This is a genomic window from Streptomyces sp. CCM_MD2014 (assembly GCF_000772045.1).
In the GTDB taxonomy this organism is placed as follows: Bacteria; Actinomycetota; Actinomycetes; order Streptomycetales; family Streptomycetaceae; genus Streptomyces; species Streptomyces salinarius.
On record NZ_CP009754.1, the window covers coordinates 4,980,765 to 4,999,180 of the forward strand.

At 73.8% G+C, this 18,416-nt stretch carries 16 protein-coding genes; 11 read left to right on the plus strand and 5 right to left on the minus strand.

Annotated features, from left to right (window positions below; all coding sequences use genetic code 11):
* The first annotated feature begins 47 nt into the window (after positions 1 to 47).
* The 4 genes from NI25_RS22265 to NI25_RS22280 all read left to right on the plus strand — a co-directional run bounded on the left by NI25_RS22265 (position 48) and on the right by NI25_RS22280 (position 3,612).
* The gene (locus tag NI25_RS22265) at positions 48 to 1,616 is read left to right on the plus strand and encodes a 4-coumarate--CoA ligase family protein (protein WP_061444127.1); all 1,569 of its coding nucleotides are present in this window, start codon (positions 48 to 50) and stop codon (positions 1,614 to 1,616) included.
* Positions 1,613 to 2,347, plus strand: coding sequence for an enoyl-CoA hydratase family protein (locus NI25_RS22270; RefSeq protein WP_061444128.1), 735 nt, complete (start codon positions 1,613 to 1,615; stop codon positions 2,345 to 2,347). Before NI25_RS22265 ends, NI25_RS22270 begins: the two co-directional genes overlap by 4 nt.
* A complete protein-coding gene (locus NI25_RS22275; RefSeq protein ID WP_061444129.1) occupies positions 2,335 to 2,964 on the plus strand; it encodes a TetR/AcrR family transcriptional regulator in 630 nt (209 codons plus the stop codon). The genes NI25_RS22270 and NI25_RS22275 overlap by 13 nt, the downstream gene beginning before the upstream one ends.
* Before the next feature lie 69 nt (positions 2,965 to 3,033).
* Positions 3,034 to 3,612, plus strand: a complete 579-nt coding sequence (locus NI25_RS22280; protein ID WP_199560996.1) for a hypothetical protein — start codon at positions 3,034 to 3,036, stop codon at positions 3,610 to 3,612.
* Positions 3,613 to 3,630: 18 nt separating this feature from the next.
* Here the strand turns inward: NI25_RS22280 and pdxH are convergent, their stop codons facing one another.
* On the minus strand, positions 3,631 to 4,335 hold the full coding sequence (pdxH, locus tag NI25_RS22285) for a pyridoxamine 5'-phosphate oxidase (protein WP_107071803.1): 705 nt from the start codon (positions 4,333 to 4,335) through the stop codon (positions 3,631 to 3,633).
* 239 nt (positions 4,336 to 4,574) lie between these two features.
* Between pdxH and NI25_RS22290 the strand changes: the two genes are divergently transcribed.
* The 3 genes from NI25_RS22290 (at position 4,575) to NI25_RS22300 (ending at position 8,464) form a co-directional block, all read left to right on the plus strand.
* Positions 4,575 to 5,675: a citrate synthase 2 gene (locus NI25_RS22290; RefSeq protein ID WP_061444131.1), complete on the plus strand. Its 1,101-nt coding sequence runs from the start codon at positions 4,575 to 4,577 to the stop codon at positions 5,673 to 5,675.
* A 342-nt stretch (positions 5,676 to 6,017) separates the two neighbouring features.
* Positions 6,018 to 6,890 (plus strand): GNAT family N-acetyltransferase, encoded by an 873-nt coding sequence (locus tag NI25_RS22295; RefSeq protein WP_061444132.1) that lies wholly within the window; start codon positions 6,018 to 6,020, stop codon positions 6,888 to 6,890.
* Positions 6,891 to 7,057: 167 nt separating this feature from the next.
* Complete coding sequence (locus NI25_RS22300) at positions 7,058 to 8,464, plus strand: PAS domain-containing protein (RefSeq protein WP_061444133.1); 1,407 nt, start codon at positions 7,058 to 7,060, stop codon at positions 8,462 to 8,464.
* A gap of 45 nt (positions 8,465 to 8,509) precedes the next feature.
* On the opposite strand, the gene NI25_RS22305 is transcribed toward NI25_RS22300, so the two are convergent.
* Entirely contained in the window at positions 8,510 to 9,265 is a 756-nt protein-coding gene (locus NI25_RS22305) for an SIS domain-containing protein (RefSeq protein ID WP_061444134.1), read from the minus strand.
* A 233-nt stretch (positions 9,266 to 9,498) separates the two neighbouring features.
* On the opposite strand from NI25_RS22305, the gene NI25_RS22310 reads away from it, so the two are divergent.
* Together NI25_RS22310 and NI25_RS22315 are read left to right on the plus strand one after the other, a co-directional pair.
* Positions 9,499 to 10,191, plus strand: coding sequence for a metal-dependent transcriptional regulator (locus tag NI25_RS22310; protein WP_061444135.1), 693 nt, complete (start codon positions 9,499 to 9,501; stop codon positions 10,189 to 10,191).
* Between the two features lie 469 nt (positions 10,192 to 10,660).
* The gene (locus NI25_RS22315) at positions 10,661 to 11,560 is read left to right on the plus strand and encodes an alpha/beta fold hydrolase (protein ID WP_061444136.1); all 900 of its coding nucleotides are present in this window, start codon (positions 10,661 to 10,663) and stop codon (positions 11,558 to 11,560) included.
* A gap of 31 nt (positions 11,561 to 11,591) precedes the next feature.
* Here NI25_RS22315 and NI25_RS22320 read toward each other — a convergent pair whose 3' ends face one another.
* The 3 genes from NI25_RS22320 to NI25_RS22330 form a co-directional block, all read right to left on the minus strand.
* Positions 11,592 to 13,241, minus strand: a complete 1,650-nt coding sequence (locus NI25_RS22320; RefSeq protein WP_061444137.1) for a hypothetical protein — start codon at positions 13,239 to 13,241, stop codon at positions 11,592 to 11,594.
* Entirely contained in the window at positions 13,238 to 14,014 is a 777-nt protein-coding gene (locus NI25_RS22325; protein WP_061444138.1) for an ABC transporter ATP-binding protein, read from the minus strand. The genes NI25_RS22320 and NI25_RS22325 overlap by 4 nt, the downstream gene beginning before the upstream one ends.
* A gap of 154 nt (positions 14,015 to 14,168) precedes the next feature.
* Positions 14,169 to 14,822, minus strand: coding sequence for a bifunctional DNA primase/polymerase (locus NI25_RS22330; protein ID WP_061444139.1), 654 nt, complete (start codon positions 14,820 to 14,822; stop codon positions 14,169 to 14,171).
* A gap of 317 nt (positions 14,823 to 15,139) precedes the next feature.
* Between NI25_RS22330 and NI25_RS22335 the strand changes: the two genes are divergently transcribed.
* Together NI25_RS22335 and NI25_RS22340 are read left to right on the plus strand one after the other, a co-directional pair.
* Positions 15,140 to 16,525: a hypothetical protein gene (locus NI25_RS22335; RefSeq protein ID WP_061444140.1), complete on the plus strand. Its 1,386-nt coding sequence runs from the start codon at positions 15,140 to 15,142 to the stop codon at positions 16,523 to 16,525.
* 201 nt (positions 16,526 to 16,726) lie between these two features.
* The gene (locus NI25_RS22340; protein WP_061444141.1) at positions 16,727 to 18,406 is read left to right on the plus strand and encodes a hypothetical protein; all 1,680 of its coding nucleotides are present in this window, start codon (positions 16,727 to 16,729) and stop codon (positions 18,404 to 18,406) included.
* Positions 18,407 to 18,416 lie beyond the last annotated feature (10 nt).

Here is an 18,416-nt window from a genome sequence, read left to right on the forward strand (position 1 = left end):
CCCGTACCAGGCCCGTACCAGGCCGTATCCGCGACGTTGGAGGAACCGTGTTCCGCAGCGAGTACGCAGACGTCCCGCCCGTCGACCTGCCCATCCACGACGCCGTGCTCGGCGGGGCCGCCGCCTTCGGGGACGCCCCGGCGCTGATCGACGGCACCGACGGCACCACCCTCACCTACGAGCAGGTGGACCGGTTCCACCGGCGCGTCGCCGCCGCCCTCGCCGAGACCGGCGTGCGCAAGGGCGACGTCCTCGCCCTGCACAGCCCCAACACCGTCGCCTTCCCGCTGGCCTTCTACGCCGCCACCCGAGCGGGCGCCTCCGTCACGACCGTGCACCCGCTCGCCACCGCCGAGGAGTTCGCCAAGCAGCTCAAGGACTGCGCCGCCCGCTGGATCGTCACCGTCTCACCGCTCCTGGACACCGCCCGCCGCGCCGCCGAACTCGCGGGCGGCGTCCAGGAGATCCTGGTCTGCGACAGCGCGCCCGGCCACCGCTCGCTCGTCGACATGCTGGCCTCGACGGCGCCCGAACCCTCCGTCGCGATCGACCCGGCCGAGGACGTCGCCGCCCTGCCGTACTCCTCCGGCACCACCGGCACCCCCAAGGGCGTCATGCTCACCCACCGGCAGATCGCCACCAACCTCGCCCAGCTCGAACCGCTCATGCCGGCCGCCCCCGGCGACCGGGTCCTCGCCGTCCTGCCGTTCTTCCACATCTACGGCCTCACCGCCCTGATGAACGCCCCGCTCAGGCTCGGCGCCACCGTCGTCGTCCTGCCCCGCTTCGACCTGGAGCAGTTCCTCGCCGCCATCCAGAACCACCGCATCACCAGCCTGTACGTCGCCCCGCCGATCGTCCTGGCGCTCGCCAAGCACCCCCTGGTCGCCGACTACGACCTCTCCTCGCTCAAGTACATCGTCAGCGCCGCCGCCCCGCTGGACGCGCGCTTGGCCGCCGCCTGCTCCCGGCGGCTCGGCCTGCCGCCCGTCGGCCAGGCCTACGGCATGACGGAACTGTCCCCGGGCACCCACGTCGTCCCCCTGGACGCCATGACCGACGCGCCGCCCGGCACCGTCGGCAAGCTCATCGCGGGCACCGAGATGCGGATCGTCTCCCTCACCGAGCCCGGAAAGGACCTGCCCGCCGACGAGTCCGGGGAGATCCTCATCCGCGGGCCCCAGATCATGAAGGGCTACCTCGGCCGCCCCGACGCCACCGCCGCCATGATCGACGAGGAGGGCTGGCTGCACACCGGCGACGTCGGCCACGTCGACACCGACGGCTGGCTGTTCGTCGTCGACCGCGTCAAGGAGCTGATCAAGTACAAGGGCTTCCAGGTGGCCCCCGCCGAACTGGAAGCCCTCCTGCTCACCCACCCCGGCATCGCCGACGCCGCCGTCGTTGGCGAGTACGACGACGACGGCAACGAAGTGCCGCGCGCCTTCGTCGTACGCCAGCCGGCCGCACCCGACCTCGCGGAGGGCGAGATCATGATGTACGTCGCCGAACGCGTCGCCCCCTACAAACGCGTCCGCAAGGTCACCTTCACCGACGCCGTGCCCCGGGCGGCCAGCGGCAAGATCCTCCGCCGGGAACTGCGGGGACGCGCATGAGTATCGTGGCCCGCGCCAGGGACCGGGGGATCGAAACCCTCACCCTCGACTCCCCGCACAACCGCAACGCCCTCTCCGCCGCCCTCGTCGGCGACCTGACCGCCGCCCTCACCGACGCGGGCCGGGACCCCGGCGTCCGCGCCGTCGTCCTCACCCACACCGGCACCGCCTTCAGCGCCGGCGCCGACCTGCGCGACCCGCCCGGCCCCGACGCCCTGGTCGGCCTCCTCCGGCGGATCGCCGAGGTGCCGAAGCCGGTGATCGCCCGCATCGCCGGGCACGTCCGCGCGGGCGGGCTCGGGCTGGTCGGCGCCTGCGACATCGCGGCGGCGTCCACGGAGTCGACCTTCGCCTTCACCGAGGTCCGCATCGGCGTGGCGCCCGCCGTCATCTCCATGACCCTGCTGCCCCGCACCGACCCCCGCGCCCTCACCCGCTACTGCCTCACCGGCGAACGCTTCGACGCCGCCGAGGCCGCCCGCATCGGCCTGGTCACGGCGGCCGGCGACGACGTGGACGGCGTACTCGACCCCGTCCTCGATGGTGTGCGCCGTGCCTCACCACAGGGCCTGGCCGAGACGAAACGGCTGCTCACGGCTAGGGTGCTGGAGGCCTTCGACCGGGACGCGGCCGACCTCACCGCGCTCTCGGCCCGGCTGTTCGCCTCTCCGCAGGCCCGCGAGGGGATGACGGCCTTCCTCGAACGACGGGATCCGGAGTGGGTGGTGTGAGCGGCACCGTGGGCGCGGCGGAACGCGCGGAGCGCGTACCCAAGCAGGACCGCAGCCGGGCCACCCGGCAGCGGCTCCTGGAAGCCGCCGTGGCCTGCCTCGCCGAACGCGGGTGGGCCGGGTCCACCGTCTCCGTCGTCGCCGAACACGCCGGCGTCTCCCGCGGTGCCGCCCAGCACCACTTCCCGACCCGCGAGGACCTCTTCACGGCCGCCGTCGAGTACGTCGCCGAGGAACGCTCCGTCGCCCTGCGCGCCCTCTTCCCCGAGGGCGCCGCCGCGGGCGACCGGCGTGCGGTGGTCGCCGCGCTCGTCGACCTCTACACCGGCCCGCTCTTCCGCGCCGCCCTGCACCTGTGGGTGGCCGCCTCCAACGAGGAGCAGCTGCGCGAGAGGGTCACCGAACTGGAGGCCCGCGTCGGCCGCGAGACCCACCGCATCGCCGTCGACCTCCTCGGCGCCGACGAAACCCGCCCCGGCGCCCGCGAAACCGTCCAGGGACTGCTGGACATGGCCCGCGGCCTGGGCCTCGCCAACCTCCTCACCGACGACGCCGCACGGCGGCAGAGGGTGGTGGAACAGTGGGCGCGGCTGCTGGACGCGGCACTGGCCCGGTGAGCGGCGCCGGCACGGTGACCGCAGTCCGGCACCGGGTCACTGTCGGTGCCCGGCGCTACTGTCACCGCCATGGGTGACTACTTCCAGACGATCGTCGACCTCGACGCCGGCGAGGCGGAGGCCGCGGAACTCGCCGAGCGCGCGGTCGCGTGGCTGGTGAGCGAGGGCATCGTCCTCGCCGAACGCGAGGTCTGCGTCCTCGGGCAGCCCCTCGGGCACCCGCCCGGGCCCCACTGGAGCCGGGCGGTGGCCGACGACGACCCCGACGGGGAACCGTCCGACGGGCTCGCCGTGCACACCGGACGCACCGTGTTCGACAGCGGCCAGGACGAACCCGAAGCCGTGACCTGCCCGCACTGCCGCACCACGACCGACCTGTCGGACGAGGACGCCGACGACCCCGTCTGGCCCCGCTTCGCCTCCGCGATCACCGACTGGCAGGACGGCCCCGCGGACGCCGACGTCACCTGCCCCGCCTGCGCCCGCGAGGTCCCCCTGACCGCATGGCTCTGGGCCGACGACCGGCTGGCCGCCGGACACCTCGGCCTGGAGTTCTGGAACTGGCCCGAACTCAGCGACGGCTTCCGGGCCCGCCTGACCGCCGTCCTCGACGGCCACCGCACGGCGTACCTGTGGGGCAAGCTCTAGACGCGACGCCGGGACCCGTCACGGACTCAGCCGCTCCACCCGCCAGCCCCCGCCGCCCTCCGCCACGTACCGCAGCCGGTCGTGCAGCCGGTTCTCCCGGCCCTGCCAGAACTCCACCGCCTGAGGCACCACCCGGAACCCGCCCCAGTGCGGCGGCACCGGCACCTGCTCGCCCTCCGGATAGCGCGCCGCCAGCTCGGCGTACGTGCCGTCCAGGGCACGGCGGTCCGCCACCACCGACGACTGGACACTCGCCCAGGCACCCAGCTGGGAGCCGTGCGGCCGGGTCCGGAAGTACGCGGCGGTCTCGTCCCGCCCGGTGCGCCGCGCCACGCCCGTGACCACGACCTGCCGGGCCATCGGATGCCACGGGAACAGCAGCGAGACGTACGGGTTCGCGTCCAGCTCACGGCCCTTGCGGGAGTCGTAGTTGGTGTAGAAGACGAAACCCTGCGCGTCGAAGTGCTTCAGCAGCACCGTGCGGGAGCTGGGCCGCCCCTCGGCGTCCGCCGTGGAGACCACCATGGCGTTCGGCTCGAACAGCCCGCCGTCCGTCGCCGCCTGCTTGAACCAGCGCGCGAACTGCTCGACGGGCGTCGCCGCCAGTTCGGTCTCGGACAGCCCCTCGGCCCGGTACTGCTTGCGCATCGAGGCGAGATCGAAGGGCACCGGGTCGGCGGCGGGGACGGCGGAATCGGCTTCGCGATCGGTCACGCCGCCCATCCTGCCGCATCCGCTCCACCACCCGGCCGGGGTGGCACCCAGTGCCGCACCCACTCCCCAAACGTGACACCCGGGGATATGGTTCTTGGTCCCGCTCCGGCCGGATGACCGACGGCCGCACGGGGCATCACAGGGGTGACCGCCGGGACCGCGAGTCGATGCACGACCGTGGATCCATGGAGGCGCCGCACCGTCTCCGCCCAGGTCGCCGTACACCACTGATCACGAGGAGCCGCCTGATGTCCGACTTCGTACCCGGGCTAGAGGGAGTCGTCGCGTTCGAGACGGAGATCGCCGAACCCGACAAGGAGGGCGGCGCCCTGCGCTACCGCGGCGTCGACATCGAGGACCTGGTCGGGCACGTCTCCTTCGGCAACGTGTGGGGCCTGCTCGTCGACGGGGCCTTCAACCCCGGCCTGCCGCCCGCCGAGCCCTTCCCGATCCCCGTGCACTCCGGCGACATCAGGGTCGACGTCCAGTCCGCCCTCGCCATGCTCGCCCCCGCCTGGGGCCTCAAACCCCTCCTGGACATCGACGCCGCCCAGGCCCGCGACGACCTCGCCCGCGCCGCCGTCATGGCCCTGTCCTACGTCGCCCAGTCGGCGCGCGGCCAGAGCCTGCCCATGGTTCCGCAGCGCGAGATCGACAAGGCCGAGTCCGTCGTCGAACGCTTCATGATCCGCTGGCGCGGCGAGCCCGACCCCAAGCACGTCGCCGCCGTCGACGCCTACTGGACCTCCGCCGCCGAGCACGGCATGAACGCCTCCACCTTCACCGCCCGCGTCATCGCCTCCACCGGCGCCGACGTGGCCGCCGCCCTCTCCGGGGCCGTGGGCGCCATGTCCGGCCCGCTGCACGGCGGCGCGCCCTCGCGCGTCCTGCACATGATCGAGGAGATCGAGCGCACCGGCGACGCCGAGGCCTACGTCAAGAAGACCCTCGACGCGGGCGAACGCCTGATGGGCTTCGGCCACCGGGTCTACCGCGCCGAGGACCCGCGCGCCCGCGTCCTGCGCCGCACCGCCCGCGAGCTGGGCGCCCCGCGCTACGAGGTCGCCGAGGCCCTGGAGAAGGCCGCCCTCGCCGAACTCCACGCCCGCCGCCCCGACCGCGTGCTGGCCACCAACGTCGAGTTCTGGGCCGCCATCATGCTGGACTTCGCTCAGGTCCCGGCGCCCATGTTCACCTCGATGTTCACCTGCGCCCGCACCGCCGGCTGGTCCGCCCACATCCTGGAGCAGAAGCGCACCGGCCGCCTGGTCCGCCCCTCCGCCCGCTACGTCGGTCCGGGCACCCGCGACCCGCGCGAGATCGAGGGCTACGCCGACATCGCGGGCTGACGGCCCCTTCCTGTCCCCGAACGCAGGCGACCCGCGAGTCTGGTTCCTCCGTGGAGGAGCCGGCCGGACGTACCGGCGACTCGCGGGTCGGGTGACTGCTTGGGATTGGGCCGGCTGCACGCGTCTGTCACGCGCTGGTCCGGCGCCGCACTCCGTGTGGTGCCGGGCCGCTAGCCCGCAGCCACCTCACGCGTCCGGTTGTCATACATCTGCCGAACCACCTCCCTTCTCGTGTACCGCCCACCTTAAGAACCGGTCGGCCGTCGATCAATCGAATTTCCGGGTCGATTCGTTGCCGATCTCCCATGGACGCGTCTTCGCTGGTCACCTACGGTTTCGCCCATGACGGAACGCCAGGGGGGCCCGCCGGTCAGGCGGGCGATTGCCAGCGGGTCGGCCTTCGAGGAGCGGATCGGGTACGCCCGTGCCGTCGTCGACGGGGACCGGGTGCACGTGTCGGGGACGACCGGGTTCGACTACGCGTCGATGACGATCTCCGACGACGTGGTGGAGCAGGCCGAGCAGTGCCTGCGCAACGTCGGGGCAGCGCTCGCCGAGGCGGGGTGCACCTTCGCGGACGTGGTGCGGGTGCGGTACCTGCTGCCCGCGCGGGAGGACTTCGAGCCGTGCTGGCCCGTGCTGCGGCGGGCGTTCGGCCGGGTGCGGCCGGCCGCGACGATGATGGTGTGCGGGCTCGCGGACGAGCGGATGCGCATCGAGATCGAGGTGGACGCGCGGCGGGGGACGGTCACGGCCGGTCCCGCGGCGGCGCTGCGGATCGCGGCGGTGGACGGGGACGCCGTGGTGGAGGAGTGGCGGCACGTGCACAACGTGACCGTGCCGCCGGCCGCCATGACCCCCGACGAGGCGCGGGAACGCGCCGGACGCAACCGGCTGGCCAACGCCTACCTCGGGGACGTCCTCGTCGGCTGCTCCACCGTGCGGCCGCCCGGCGGCGAGGGGCGGGTGGCGACCGTGATCGCGCGCGTGCTGCCGGCCTACCGGGGCCGCGGGATCGGTACGGCGCTCTACGAGGAAGGGCTGGCGCACGCGCGCGTGCTGGGCGCCGGGGCGGTGGAGACCGTGGTGCTGGCGGCCAACGCCGACGGACTGCGGTTCGCGGGAGCGCGGGGGTTCGTGGAGAAGGAGCGGTACGTGCTCGACGGCGAACCCGACGAATGGGTCGATCTGACGCTCTCCGCCGGTCCCGCGTGAATCCCGCCGTGCCCCTTCATGACGGGGGCGTATGCCGAGTTTCCGCAGTACAACGATTTCCGCGAACTTGCGGGAACTCGGTGTGTGCTGCATCACGTTCGAGTTGAATGAAGGCCAGTGAGTGAACCGACGTACCGTACGGCGGACGCAGCCTGCAGGGGGTCCAGGTGAGTGCTTCCCGGCGTAGTGGGACCACCGACGAGCTGGGGCCGGACGAGCCGGAGCAGCCCGAGCGGGACGGCGCGGACCTGTTGGCCGCGCTCCTCGACGGCATGGACGCGGCCCTGTGCGCCTTCGACGCGGACGGGGTCGTGACCCACTGGAACCGCGAGGCGGAGCGGATCCTCGGCTGGAGCGCGGCCGAGGCCGTGGGACGGCAGGGTTTCGCCGGGTGGGCCGTGCGCAGCGCGGACGCCGGCGAGGTGGAGGACCGGCTGCTGTCCGCGATGCGGGCGCCGGGGCGCCAGGTGCACGAGTTCGCGCTGCTGACGAAGGACGGCGGCCGGGTGCTGGTGCGCACCCAGTCGGCGGCGGTCCGCGGTCCCGACGGGAAGCCGGCGGGCGTGTACTGCGCGTTCAGCGAGGTGCACGCGCAGATCGACCTGGAGCGCTCCATCGCGCTGAGCGAGGCCCTGCTGGAGGACGCGAGCTGGGGTGTCGTCCTGGTGGACGCGGACCTGCGGCCCGCCGTGGTCAACGCGCACGCGGCGCGTGCGCTGGGGGCGGGACGCACGTCCGTGCTGGGGCGGCCGCTCGGTGACCTGCTCGCCCAGGGCGTCGAGGAGTTGGAGAACGCCCTGACGCACGTCCTCGCCGAGGGCGCGCCGCCCGCGCCGGCCGAAGTGTGGGTGAGCCTGCGCACGCCCGAGGGGGAGCGGCGCCGGTGCTGGCGCAGCGGGTTCGTGCGGCTGGCCTCGCCGCTCGCGGAGGAGCCGGTGCCGCTGGGCGTCGGCTGGCTTTTCCAGGACGTCACGGAGTCGAAGCAGGGGGAGCAGGAGGCGGCGCTGCTGCGCTTCCGGGCCAACCAGCTCCACCGGGCGGCGCGGGCCGCGGCCGAGTGCGAGGACCCGGCGGAGGCCGCGATCGTCCACCTGGACTTCGCGCTGGCGGGGTTCGCCGACCACGCCCTGATCGACCGGGTCGTGAGCGGCGCGGCGTCGGACACCGACGCGGCGGAGCCGGTGCGGCTGGTGCGGGTGGCGGCCACGCCGTCCGGCGCGCCGGGGCCCAGCGTGCCGTCCGGGACGGCCGGGATGCCGGTGCGCTACGGCGAGGGGCACCCCGCCGTGCAGTGCGTGGAGCGGACGGGCTCGGTGCGGGCCAGCGCGGGAGTGCGCACGGTGCCCGAAGAACAGGTGCGGCAGTGGGCTGCGGCCCGGCAGTGGCCGGCGGACACGGTGCACGGCCTGTGCGCGGTGCTGCGCAGCCGCGGCCGGACCATCGGCGTCGTCACGTTTCTGCGAGGCGCGGGCCGCAGCGCCTTCGAGCGGCAGGACGCCATGTACGCCGAGGACGTGGCGGTCCGGATCGCCGCGGCGCTGGATCTCGCGGGCGCGGTGGGGGAGCGGCCGTAGCCGGCTGCGCGACCGCGGCCGCTCACCGGCGGTGACCGCGGCCGCTCACCGGCGGTAGAAGATCCGGTCCCCGTACCGGTCCAGCACGCGGCCGTTCCACTCGTGGCCGCCGTCCACGTTGCCCGAGCGCAGCAGCGGGGGTTCGATGCCGCGGTCGGCGAGGGTGGCGGCCGCCGTGGCCGTCATGGCCTGCATGAGGGCGCTGGTGACGACCGTGGAGGCGGGGGCGAAGGGCGCCGGGACGGTGTCCAGGGTGAGTTCCGCGTCGCCGACGGCGATCTTGGAGTCCAGCACGATGTCGCAGTGGTCCTTGAGGAAGGTGCCGGAGGAGTGCCGCGACGTCGTCTCGAAGGCGTACGCCACCGAGGTCACGCCGATGACCCGGATGCCGAGGGCACGGGCGTTCATCGCCATCTCCACGGGCAGGGCGTTGCGCCCGGAGAGGGAGATGATCACCAGGGCGTCGCCCTCGCGGAGCGGTGAGGAGTCCAGGACGGCGCTCGCGAGGCCGTCGACGCGTTCCAGGGCGGAGCCGAGCGTGGCCGGCATCACGTCCACGCCGACGACGCCGGGCACGGCGAGCAGGTTCATCAGGGCGAGTCCGCCGGCCCGGTACACGACGTCCTGGGCGGCGAGGGAGGAGTGGCCGGCGCCGAAGGCGAAGAGCCGGCCGCCGCTCTGCACGGTGTCGGCGAGCAGGGTGCCGGCCGCCTCGATGCTGTCCGCCTCCTCGTCGCGGACGCGTCGCAGGAGGTCGATCGCCGCGTCGACGAACTGGCCGGCCGGCTTGCGGTCGCTCATGCGGGACCCCTTCGGTGTGGCTGCGTCGCGGATCACGGTGCGGTCTGGACCAGTGCGGTGTCAATACGGCGTCCAGCCGCCGGGGCGGGGGTGAGCGGGCGTGAGCGGGTGCGGTCCGGGCCCGGCTTTTCGCGGCGGGGCACGGTTGTCGGTGGTATGCGTCAGAATTGGTGGCAGGGCCAGCGCACGCGCCGGTGGGCCTCAGCCTCCGGCAATCTCATCGAGGGGCACGTATGTCCGGACTGATCGACACCACGGAGATGTACCTCCGCACCATCCTGGAGCTGGAGGAGGAAGGTGTGGTCCCGATGCGCGCCCGGATCGCCGAGCGGCTCGATCAGAGCGGCCCGACGGTCAGCCAGACGGTGGCGCGGATGGAGCGCGACGGCCTGGTGTCCGTGGCGGCGGACCGGCACCTGGAGCTGACCGACGAGGGCCGGCGGCTGGCGACGCGCGTGATGCGCAAGCACCGGCTCGCGGAGTGCCTGCTCGTCGACGTGATCGGCCTGGAGTGGGAGCAGGTGCACGCCGAGGCCTGCCGCTGGGAGCACGTGATGAGCGAGGCCGTCGAGCGCCGGGTGCTGGAGCTGCTGCGGCACCCGACCGAGTCGCCGTACGGCAACCCGATCCCCGGCCTGGAGGAGCTGGGCGAGGCGGACGGCGCCGACCCGTTCCTGGACGAGGGCATGGTGTCCCTGGCCGACCTCGACCCGGGCCTGGAGGGAAAGACGGTCGTGGTGCGCCGGATCGGCGAGCCGATCCAGACGGACGCGCAGCTGATGTACACGCTGCGGCGGGCCGGGGTGCAGCCGGGATCGGTGGTGAGCGTGACCGAGTCGGCGGGCGGTGTGCTGGTGGGCAGCGGCGGTGAGGCCGCCGAGCTGGAGGCGGACACCGCCTCCCACGTGTTCGTCGCCAAGCGCTGACCGCACGGCGTCGGGCGCGGTGCGCCGAATCGCAGCGGCCGGGCGTTTCCCGTGCGAGGCTGTGGCGTGAGGCATCGGATGTGAGGGTCTCTTGGCCGTGGCTGACAGCGATGTCGCCCGGGCCGGAGAGGGGGAGGGGCGTTGCCGGAGAGACGGAGAGGGCCCCGGCGCCGTGTGGCGCCGGGGCCTGTCCTCCCCTGTGCTGACCTGGAGCCCCGAGCTCTCAAGGTCAATCCCCTCGGACCGTTTTCCCCGAGCGGTCCGCCTCCCGTTGAAGATCTCCCCCCGGCGGCGGCGATCAATCCCTGACCGGTGTCACTCGAATGAGGGGTGTTGCTCGGCGGGACGGCTCTTTCGAATGAGTATTCGATAATCTCGGTACTCGGCACGGCAGGCAGGACACGGTTCACAGGACCGGCCGGCCCGTGAGGCGGGCGGGTTCGAGCGGAGCTTGGGGGTGCCAGGACCTATGGCGCGGCGCATCGACGTGACCGGCGCGGGCGGCGTACGCCTCGCCGCCTGGGAGTTCGGCGATCCTCCCAAGACCGGCCGGACGCCGGACACCCGGGAGGAGGGCCTCGCCTCCAGGGCCGGAGGCCTGCCCGGCGTGCTGTTATTGCACGGACTGATGGGCCGCGCCTCGCACTGGGCCCCCACGGCCCGCTGGCTCTCCGCCCGCCACCGCGCCGTCGCCCTCGACCAGCGCGGTCACGGCCGCAGCGACAAGCCCCCGCAGGCCGCCGCCTACACCCGCGAGGCCTACGTCGGGGACGTCGAGGCGGCCCTGGAGCAGCTCGGGCTCGGCCCCGCCGTCCTGATCGGCCACGCCATGGGCGCCCTGACCGCCTGGCAGCTCGCCGCGAAACGCCCCGACCTGGTCCGCGGTCTGATCATCTGCGACATGCGGGCCTCCGCCCTCGGCGCCGCCTCCCAGCACACCTGGACCGAGTGGTTCCGCGCCTGGCCGGTGCCCTTCGCCACGCTGGCCGACGTCCGCAAGTGGTTCGGCGAGGACGACCCCTGGGTGGAGCGCCCGAACCCGGCGCGCGGCGAGTTCTACGCCGAGGTGATGGCCGAGGCCCCGGACGGCTGGCGCCCCGTCTTCGAACCCGAGCAGATGCTGCGCTCCCGGGAGACCTGGGTCTACGACGCCCACTGGGAGGAACTGACCCAGGTCCGCTGCCCCACCCTCGTCGTCCGCGGCCTCGACGGCGAGCTGGGCCGCGCCGAGGCCCAGGAGATGGTCCGCGTCCTGCCGCACGGCCAGTACGCGGAGGTCGCCGACGCCGGCCATCTCGTCCACTACGACCAGCCGGAGGCGTGGCGGGCGGCCATCGAGCCGTTCCTGAGCACCCTCGGGGAGGCCTGACCGACCGCTCGCCCCGGAGGGCCGGGGCCCGTCACCCCTTGCTGACCGCCGAGAGGATCTCCGGCAGCCGCCCTGCCGTGCGCGGCGCGGCCAGCCGCAGGCCGGCCAGCGTGAGCACGGCGCCGTACACCGCGCCGACCGGCAGCAGCAGCCACCCCGGGTCCCCGGCGCCCGCGCTCACGTTCACCCAGATCGTCAGCGCGATCACGGGCGCGCACAGCAGGGCCGCGCCGATCATGCCGCCGAAGATCGAGACCCAGGCCAGCCCCACCTGACCGGGGGCGACGTTCTTGTAGCCCTCCTGCGGGATGGAGTACGGGAAGCGCGCCGAGGTCCACGCGCCGGTGGCCAGCATCGCGCCGAGCAGCGCGAAGGACAGGCCGAGCGCCTCGGGCAGGGTGCGCCAGTCGTCGAGCATCGCGGTGGTCAGGACCGTGACGAGGGTGGCGTACGGCAGCGTGATCAGCAGCAGCGCCAGCGCTCGCGCCCGCAGCTCGACATAGGCGTCCCTGGTCGAGGAGATGGTCATCGCGACCATCCAGAACGCGGACGTGTCCTGCCCGAACTGGTTGTACATCTGGATGCCGAGCATCCCGGCGGCGAAGCAGGCGAAGTAGACCGAGCCGGTACCCTGCCAGGCGTTGAACACCGGCACGATCAGGCCGATGGCCAGCGAGGTCACCCACGCCGCCTTGGTCTTGGGGTCGCGCCACACATAGCGCAGGGTGCGCTCCATGGTGGTGCCGGTGCGGCCCGCCGGCAGCCACCGGGCGGGTCCGGCCGAGCCCCGCTCGCGCACCGCCTTGGTGTCGCTCTGGATCGTGGAGCCGTCGGGCGCCGTCATCAGCCGGGTCAGGTGGCGGGCCCACACCCGCAGCAGCAGACCCAGCGCGGCGGCGGTCAGCGCCAGCTGGGCCAGCGCGGTGCCGTATGCACCGTCGCTCGCCGCGTCCGTCGCGCCGACCGCCGAGGCGGGCGGCACCCAGCGCACCACGTCGGCCACCGGGTCGAGCTCTCCGAGCCCCGACGATCCGAGCCGCTGCGCGCCGAAGTTGACGAGCTGCGCGCCGACGGCGACGACCAGCCCGCTGAGCACCGCGAGATCGCGCCCCTTGCGGCTGGTCAGCAGCCGTACGTTGGCGGCGGCGACGGCCCGCGCGAGGGTCACGCACACCAGCAGCGCGAGGACCGCGCCGACGACTCCGACGACGTACGCCGCTCCGCCGTGCGCGAGCGCGACCACGGAACCGGCGAACACGCACAGCGTGAACAGCGGCCCGATGCCCACCAGCGAGGAGACGAGCAGGGCCCGCACCAGGGGGCCGGGCCGCAGCGGCAGCATCACCAGCCGGGTCGGGTCGAGCGTCTCGTCGCCGCCGGGGAAGAACAGCGGCATCACCGCCCAGCCCAGGGCGAGCACCGCGGCGAGCAGCACGACCAGCGCGTCCGCGTGCGCGTACCCGCGCAGCGCGACCAGGCCGATCAGCTGGAGCGCGGCGAAGAGCAGCACGACGACGGCGGAGGCGATGTAGGCGGCGCGCCGCCCGCCGGACTGCCGCAGCCCGTTGCGCAGCAGCGACAGCTTCAGCCGTACGAAGACGGAGGTGAGGGAGGGAACGGCTCCGTCCGACGAAGCCGACGGAGACGGAACCGAGGCGTGTGGTGCGGCCGGCGCGCTCATCGGGACCCGCCGCCCAGCCAGTCCAGGTCGGACCCGGCGTCCCGGCCGCCCGCGCCGACGAGTTCGAGGAACGCCTCCTGCAGCGAGGCGGCGTCGCCGCGCACCTCGGCGAGCGTGCCGGTGGCGCGGATGCGGCCGGCGGCCATGACGGCCACCCAGTCGCACAGCGACTCCACCAGTTCCATGACGTGGGAGGAGAAGACGACGGTGGCACCGGAGGCGGTGTAGCGCTCCAGCACTCCCCGGATGGTCTGCGCGGACACGGGGTCGACGCCCTCGAACGGCTCGTCCAGGAACAGCACTTCCGGGTTGTGCAGCAGCGCGGCCGCCAGCCCGATCTTCTTGCGCATGCCGGTCGAGTAGTCGACGACCAGCTTGTGCTGGGCACCCGCGAGGTCGAGCACGTCGAGCAGCTGGGTGGCCCTCTTGTCGACCTCGTCGCCGGGCAGTCCGCGCAACCGGCCCGTGTAGCCGAGCAGTTCCCTCCCCGACAGCCGCTCGAACAGCCGCAGCCCCTCGGGCAGCACCCCGATCCTGGCCTTCACCTCGGCCGGATCACGCCACACGTCGTGCCCGACGACCTCGACCGACCCCTGGTCCGGCCGCAGCAGCCCGGTCACCATGGAGAGCGTGGTGGTCTTCCCGGCCCCGTTCGGACCGACGAGCCCGATGAACTTCCCGGCCGGCAGCTCCAGATCGATCCCGCCCACGGCCACCTGCTGCCCGAACCGCTTCCAGAGCCCCTCGACCCGCACGGCGCTAGCACTCACCACGTCTCCCTCCGTCGACTTCGCACCCTACGGGGGAGCAACGCCGACAAGGGGCGCAGGGCCGTGGCGATATGCGGCTTAGCCGCGTGGGCGCGAGCAACCAGGAACCGGCCGCAGCCGCCGAGAGGCCGGCAACCCGGCAAATGAACAGGCGCCCCTAGCGATCCCTGCCGCACGCATACGCCAACGGCGAGATCACCTCTTCCACATCCGGCAGCCACCGGTTCACCGCGGTCGGCCGGCAGACCCACTGCACCGCACCCGAGGAACCGAACCGCGTCGGCGGCGCCGCCACGTACGCCCCCTCCCCGAGCACGCCCAGGTCAATGGCCCGGGGCGCCCATCCCAACCGCCGTACCAGCTCCGGCACCTTCACCCCGGCCCCGGGAAGAACGAAGAACCGCATCCGCCGGTCCGGCGCCAGCGTCACCGGTCCCAGCGTCAGTTCCATCCGCTGCATCCGGGCCAGTGCCAGGAACCCGGCGGTCTCGGGGACGTCGATCGCGTCGAACGTCCGTCCCGTGGGCAGCAGGATCGACGCCGTCTGCTGCTTCTGCCACATCCGCCGGGCGACGGTCGCGCTGCCCGTCGCCTGCGCCGCCCAGTCCTCGCGCGCCGGGTGCGCGCCCGGGGCGGCGCACGCCGGGTCGCCGCAGGAGCAGCGCTGCACCCCGTCGGCGGGCACCAGCCAGGTGCCGGGAAACACGTCCCAGTGACGCTCCTCGGCATAGCGAACGGCGGTCTCCAGCAGCGATGTGCCGCGCTGCTGCGGGATCTGGGCGGCTTCGGTGCCGGGGATGGTCTCTTCCACGTGGAACTCAACTCCCGGGCTCACCAGGGGTTACGGGGGCGGCGCGCGCGGGGGAGGTGCATCGGCACGGCTTCCGGGGCGCATGGGTGCACAGGTGGGGGCGCGCAGGAGGATTCGGCGCGGGAGCTGGGTAGCCAGCACTGGGGCCGGCACCGGCCGTTACCCCGGCAATCCGCGTAAGCACCGCAAGCTTCGCAAGTCTCGCATTGTCGGCACATCGACTGGGCATTGATCTTCACGGCCGGATTCGTCTCGTTTCGTCCGACGATCCGCCGGGACAGCATCGAGACCGCTTGAGACCGCATGGGGGTTACGCCATGGCCGCAAGGCCGCTCGTCGCGCGGCAGCCGAACGAACGACTGCAGGCGCTCATTCAGGAAGCGGGCTGCTCGAACGCGGGCCTCGCCCGCCGGGTCAACGTGTGCGGGGTCGAGCACGGACTCGACCTGCGGTACGACAAGACCTCCGTGGCCCGCTGGCTGCGCGGCCAGCAACCGCGGGGCCGGGCACCGGCGATCATCGCCGAGGCGCTCGGACGCAAGCTCGGCCGCACGGTCACGATCGACGAGATCGGCATGGCCAACGGCAAGAACCTCGCGTCCGGCGTCGGCCTCCAGTTCTCGCCGACGGTACTGGGGGCCATCGAGCAGGTCTGCGAGCTGTGGCGGAGCGACGTGGGGCGCCGGGACTTCCTGTCAGGGTCCTCCGTCGCCGCCTCCGCGCTCGTCGAGCCCAGCCGGGACTGGCTGATCTCCGCCCCCGACCCGCAGGTGTCGCGTTCGGCGGGGCCGCGGGTGGGCCAGTCCGACGTGGCGGCGGTGCGCGCGATGACGCAGGCACTGGTGGACCTGGACCACCAGTACGGCAGCGGGCACGTGCGCCCGGTCCTCGTCCACTACCTGAACAGCGTCGTCTCCGGACTGCTGGCCGGCTCCTACCGGGAGGCGGTCGGACGGGAGTTGTTCGCCGCGGTCGCCCGTCTGACCGAGCTGGCCGGGTACATGGCCGTCGACACCGGCCAACCGGGCCTAGCGCAGCGGTACTACATCCAGTCGCTGCGGCTCGCGCAGGCGGCCGGGGACCGCGGCTACGGCGGGTACGTCCTCGCCGCCTCCATGAGCCACCTCGCCGCGCAGCTCGGGAACCCGCGCGAGATCGCCCAGTTGGCGCGGGCGGCGCAGGAGGGCGCACGCGGGCGGGTCACGCCGCGCGCGGAGTCGATGTTCCACGCGGCCGAGGCCCGCGGCCACGCGCTCCTGGGCGACGTACGGGCGGCCCACGAGGCGGCCGGACGGGCGGTCGGAGCGATGGAGTCGGCCGATCCGGCCTCCGGCGACGACCCGGTGTGGATCGCGCACTTCGACGACGCCTACCTCGCCGACGAGTTGGCGCACTGCCACCGGGACCTCGGCCAGGCGGACGCGGCCGCCCGTTACGCGCGGCAGTCCCTGGACGGGCACCCCGCGTCACGCGCGCGCAGGAGGGCCATCGGCCATGTGCTGTTGGCCACGGCGCAGGTGCAGCAGCGTGAGATCGAACAGGCCTGCACCACGGCGACGAAGGCGGTGGAACTCCTGGCGACGCTGCGTTCGAACCGGGGCGCCGAGTACCTGGACGACTTCCAGGCCCGGCTCGAGCCGTACCGGGAAGAAGCCGTGGTCAGGGAGTTCGGAGCCCGGCTCGACCTGCAGGCCGCCGCGTGAGCGGGCGGGGCGCGGACGGGTGAACAGGCGTGAAACCGCGCCGTGGTGAGCGGAAAGGGACATCAACAGCGTGCCGCGGCCTGGTTTTGTTACCGCTGTCACAGGGAAGGAGTTGACGCCCCGGGCGGCGTGGCAGTGGGCTCGGGGGACCCGGTAGCGTGAGCCGACGATTCCGAAGGTCCCCCATTCGTAGGAGTCCCGGTGACGCAGAGTGGACAGGGCGAGGAGCCCTCGGCGCGGCAAGCGCACGAAGGCATCGTGCTGCCCTCGGACGGTGGCGAGCCCCTGCTGCCCGGGCTGGCGGACGCGCCCGTCGGCCCGCCGGCCGGTGGCCCGCCCCCCTCGGCGCCGCCCGGCGGCCAGGCCTGGGACCGGCCCTGGGGCCCCGAGCAGCAGCAGACCCCGTCCACCGGCCAGGGCTGGCCCACGCCGCCCGGCGCTCAGCCGTGGGGTGATCCCCAGACCCCTGCGCCGCCCGCACCGCAGGCCTGGCCGCCCGCTCCGGGCGACCCGGGCCGGCCCCCCGCGGCCCCCCTCCCGCAGGCCGGCCCCGGGCCGCTGCCGCCGGAGGGCGCGCCGCCCCCGTCGTACGGGACGCCGGCGGGCGACCCGTCCTACGGTGCGCAGCCGCCGTACGGGCAGCACCAGCAGTACCCGCACCAGCAGCATCAAGAGCAGCACCAGCAGCAGTACGGCGGGGCGGGCGCGGCGCTGCCGTCCATGCCCTTGCCGTCCGCCGACGAGGGCGCCACGCAGTACCTACCGCCGGTCGGAGCGTCCGCCGACGAGGGCGCCACCCAGTACATACCGCACATACCGCCCGCGGGGCCGGGTGCGCTGCCCCCGGAGAGACCCGTGCAGCCGCACGCCGGCGACTCGACCCGGTACCTCGGCCAGGCACCGCAGTACCCCGCCCAGCCCGCGGCTTCCGCCCCCGCGCCCAGCCCCGACGCGGAGGCCACGCAGTTCATCGCGCCCGTGCCCGGCGGCCCCGCCGGCGCACCGTTCGGCGCCGGACCCGGTGCCGACGAGGGGCGTCAGCCGCCCGCCGAGTTCGACAACCTCTTCCGCGGTGCGCCCGGCGCCGACGGCGGGGCCTCGGCCACCCAGCAGATGCCCCGCTTCGACGCGCCCCGGGCGCAGCACCCCGCCGGCCCCGGTGGCCAGTCCGGGTACGTCCCGCAGGGCCCGGGCGGCGGTGGTGGCACCGGCAGGCGGCGCGGGGACGGCGACGGCGGCCGGGGCGGTCGTACCGGCTCGCGGCTGCCGCTCATCGCGGCCGTCGGCGTGGGCATCGCCGTCGTCGGGGTCGGCGCCGGCGCGATGATGGCCGGCGGGGGGAAGGACGAGGACAAGGGCGGCAACCAGCCGGTGTCCGCCACGGCCCCGGCCTCCGAGTCCGCGTCCGCCCCGGCCTCGCCGTCCGCCGACCCGGCCGAGCAGCAGGCCGTCGAGCTGGACAAGCTGCTGGCCGAGAGCGGCACCGGACGCACCACGGTGATCAACGCCGTGGGTGACGTGAAGACCTGCGACAACCTGTCCCAGGCGGCCAAGGACCTGCGCGAGGCCGCCAAGCAGCGCACCGGGCTGGTGGACAGCCTCGGCAAGCTCTCCGTGGACAAGCTGCCGCAGCACACCGAGCTGACCACCGCGCTCACCAAGGCGTGGCAGGCCTCGGCGTCGGCCGACAACCACTACGCGGCCTGGGCCGACCGGACGGCCGGCAAGAAGGGCTGCAAGAAGGGCAAGGCCGCCACCCAGCCGTCGGCGGCCAACCGGGCGAGCGGCACGGCCAGCAAGGAGAAGGCCAAGGCCGCGAAGCTCTGGAACGCCATCGCCCAGAAGTACGGCCTGACCGAGCGCCAGCCGACCCAGCTGTGACCGCGCGGCC

Bases quoted from the DNA above. Each gene is read 5' to 3' on its own strand.
- NI25_RS22310 (WP_061444135.1), top strand. From the start codon at position 9,499: ATGTCCGGACTGATCGACACCACGGAGATGTACCTCCGCACCATCCTG.
- NI25_RS22335 (WP_061444140.1), top strand. From the start codon at position 15,140: ATGGCCGCAAGGCCGCTCGTCGCGCGGCAGCCGAACGAACGACTGCAG.
- pdxH (WP_107071803.1), bottom strand. From the start codon at position 4,335: ATGGGCGGCGTGACCGATCGCGAAGCCGATTCCGCCGTCCCCGCCGCC.
- NI25_RS22295 (WP_061444132.1), top strand. From the start codon at position 6,018: ATGACGGAACGCCAGGGGGGCCCGCCGGTCAGGCGGGCGATTGCCAGC.
- NI25_RS22315 (WP_061444136.1), top strand. From the start codon at position 10,661: ATGGCGCGGCGCATCGACGTGACCGGCGCGGGCGGCGTACGCCTCGCC.
- NI25_RS22305 (WP_061444134.1), bottom strand. From the start codon at position 9,265: ATGAGCGACCGCAAGCCGGCCGGCCAGTTCGTCGACGCGGCGATCGAC.
- NI25_RS22270 (WP_061444128.1), top strand. From the start codon at position 1,613: ATGAGTATCGTGGCCCGCGCCAGGGACCGGGGGATCGAAACCCTCACC.
- NI25_RS22320 (WP_061444137.1), bottom strand. From the start codon at position 13,241: ATGAGCGCGCCGGCCGCACCACACGCCTCGGTTCCGTCTCCGTCGGCT.
- NI25_RS22290 (WP_061444131.1), top strand. From the start codon at position 4,575: ATGTCCGACTTCGTACCCGGGCTAGAGGGAGTCGTCGCGTTCGAGACG.
- NI25_RS22280 (WP_199560996.1), top strand. From the start codon at position 3,034: ATGGGTGACTACTTCCAGACGATCGTCGACCTCGACGCCGGCGAGGCG.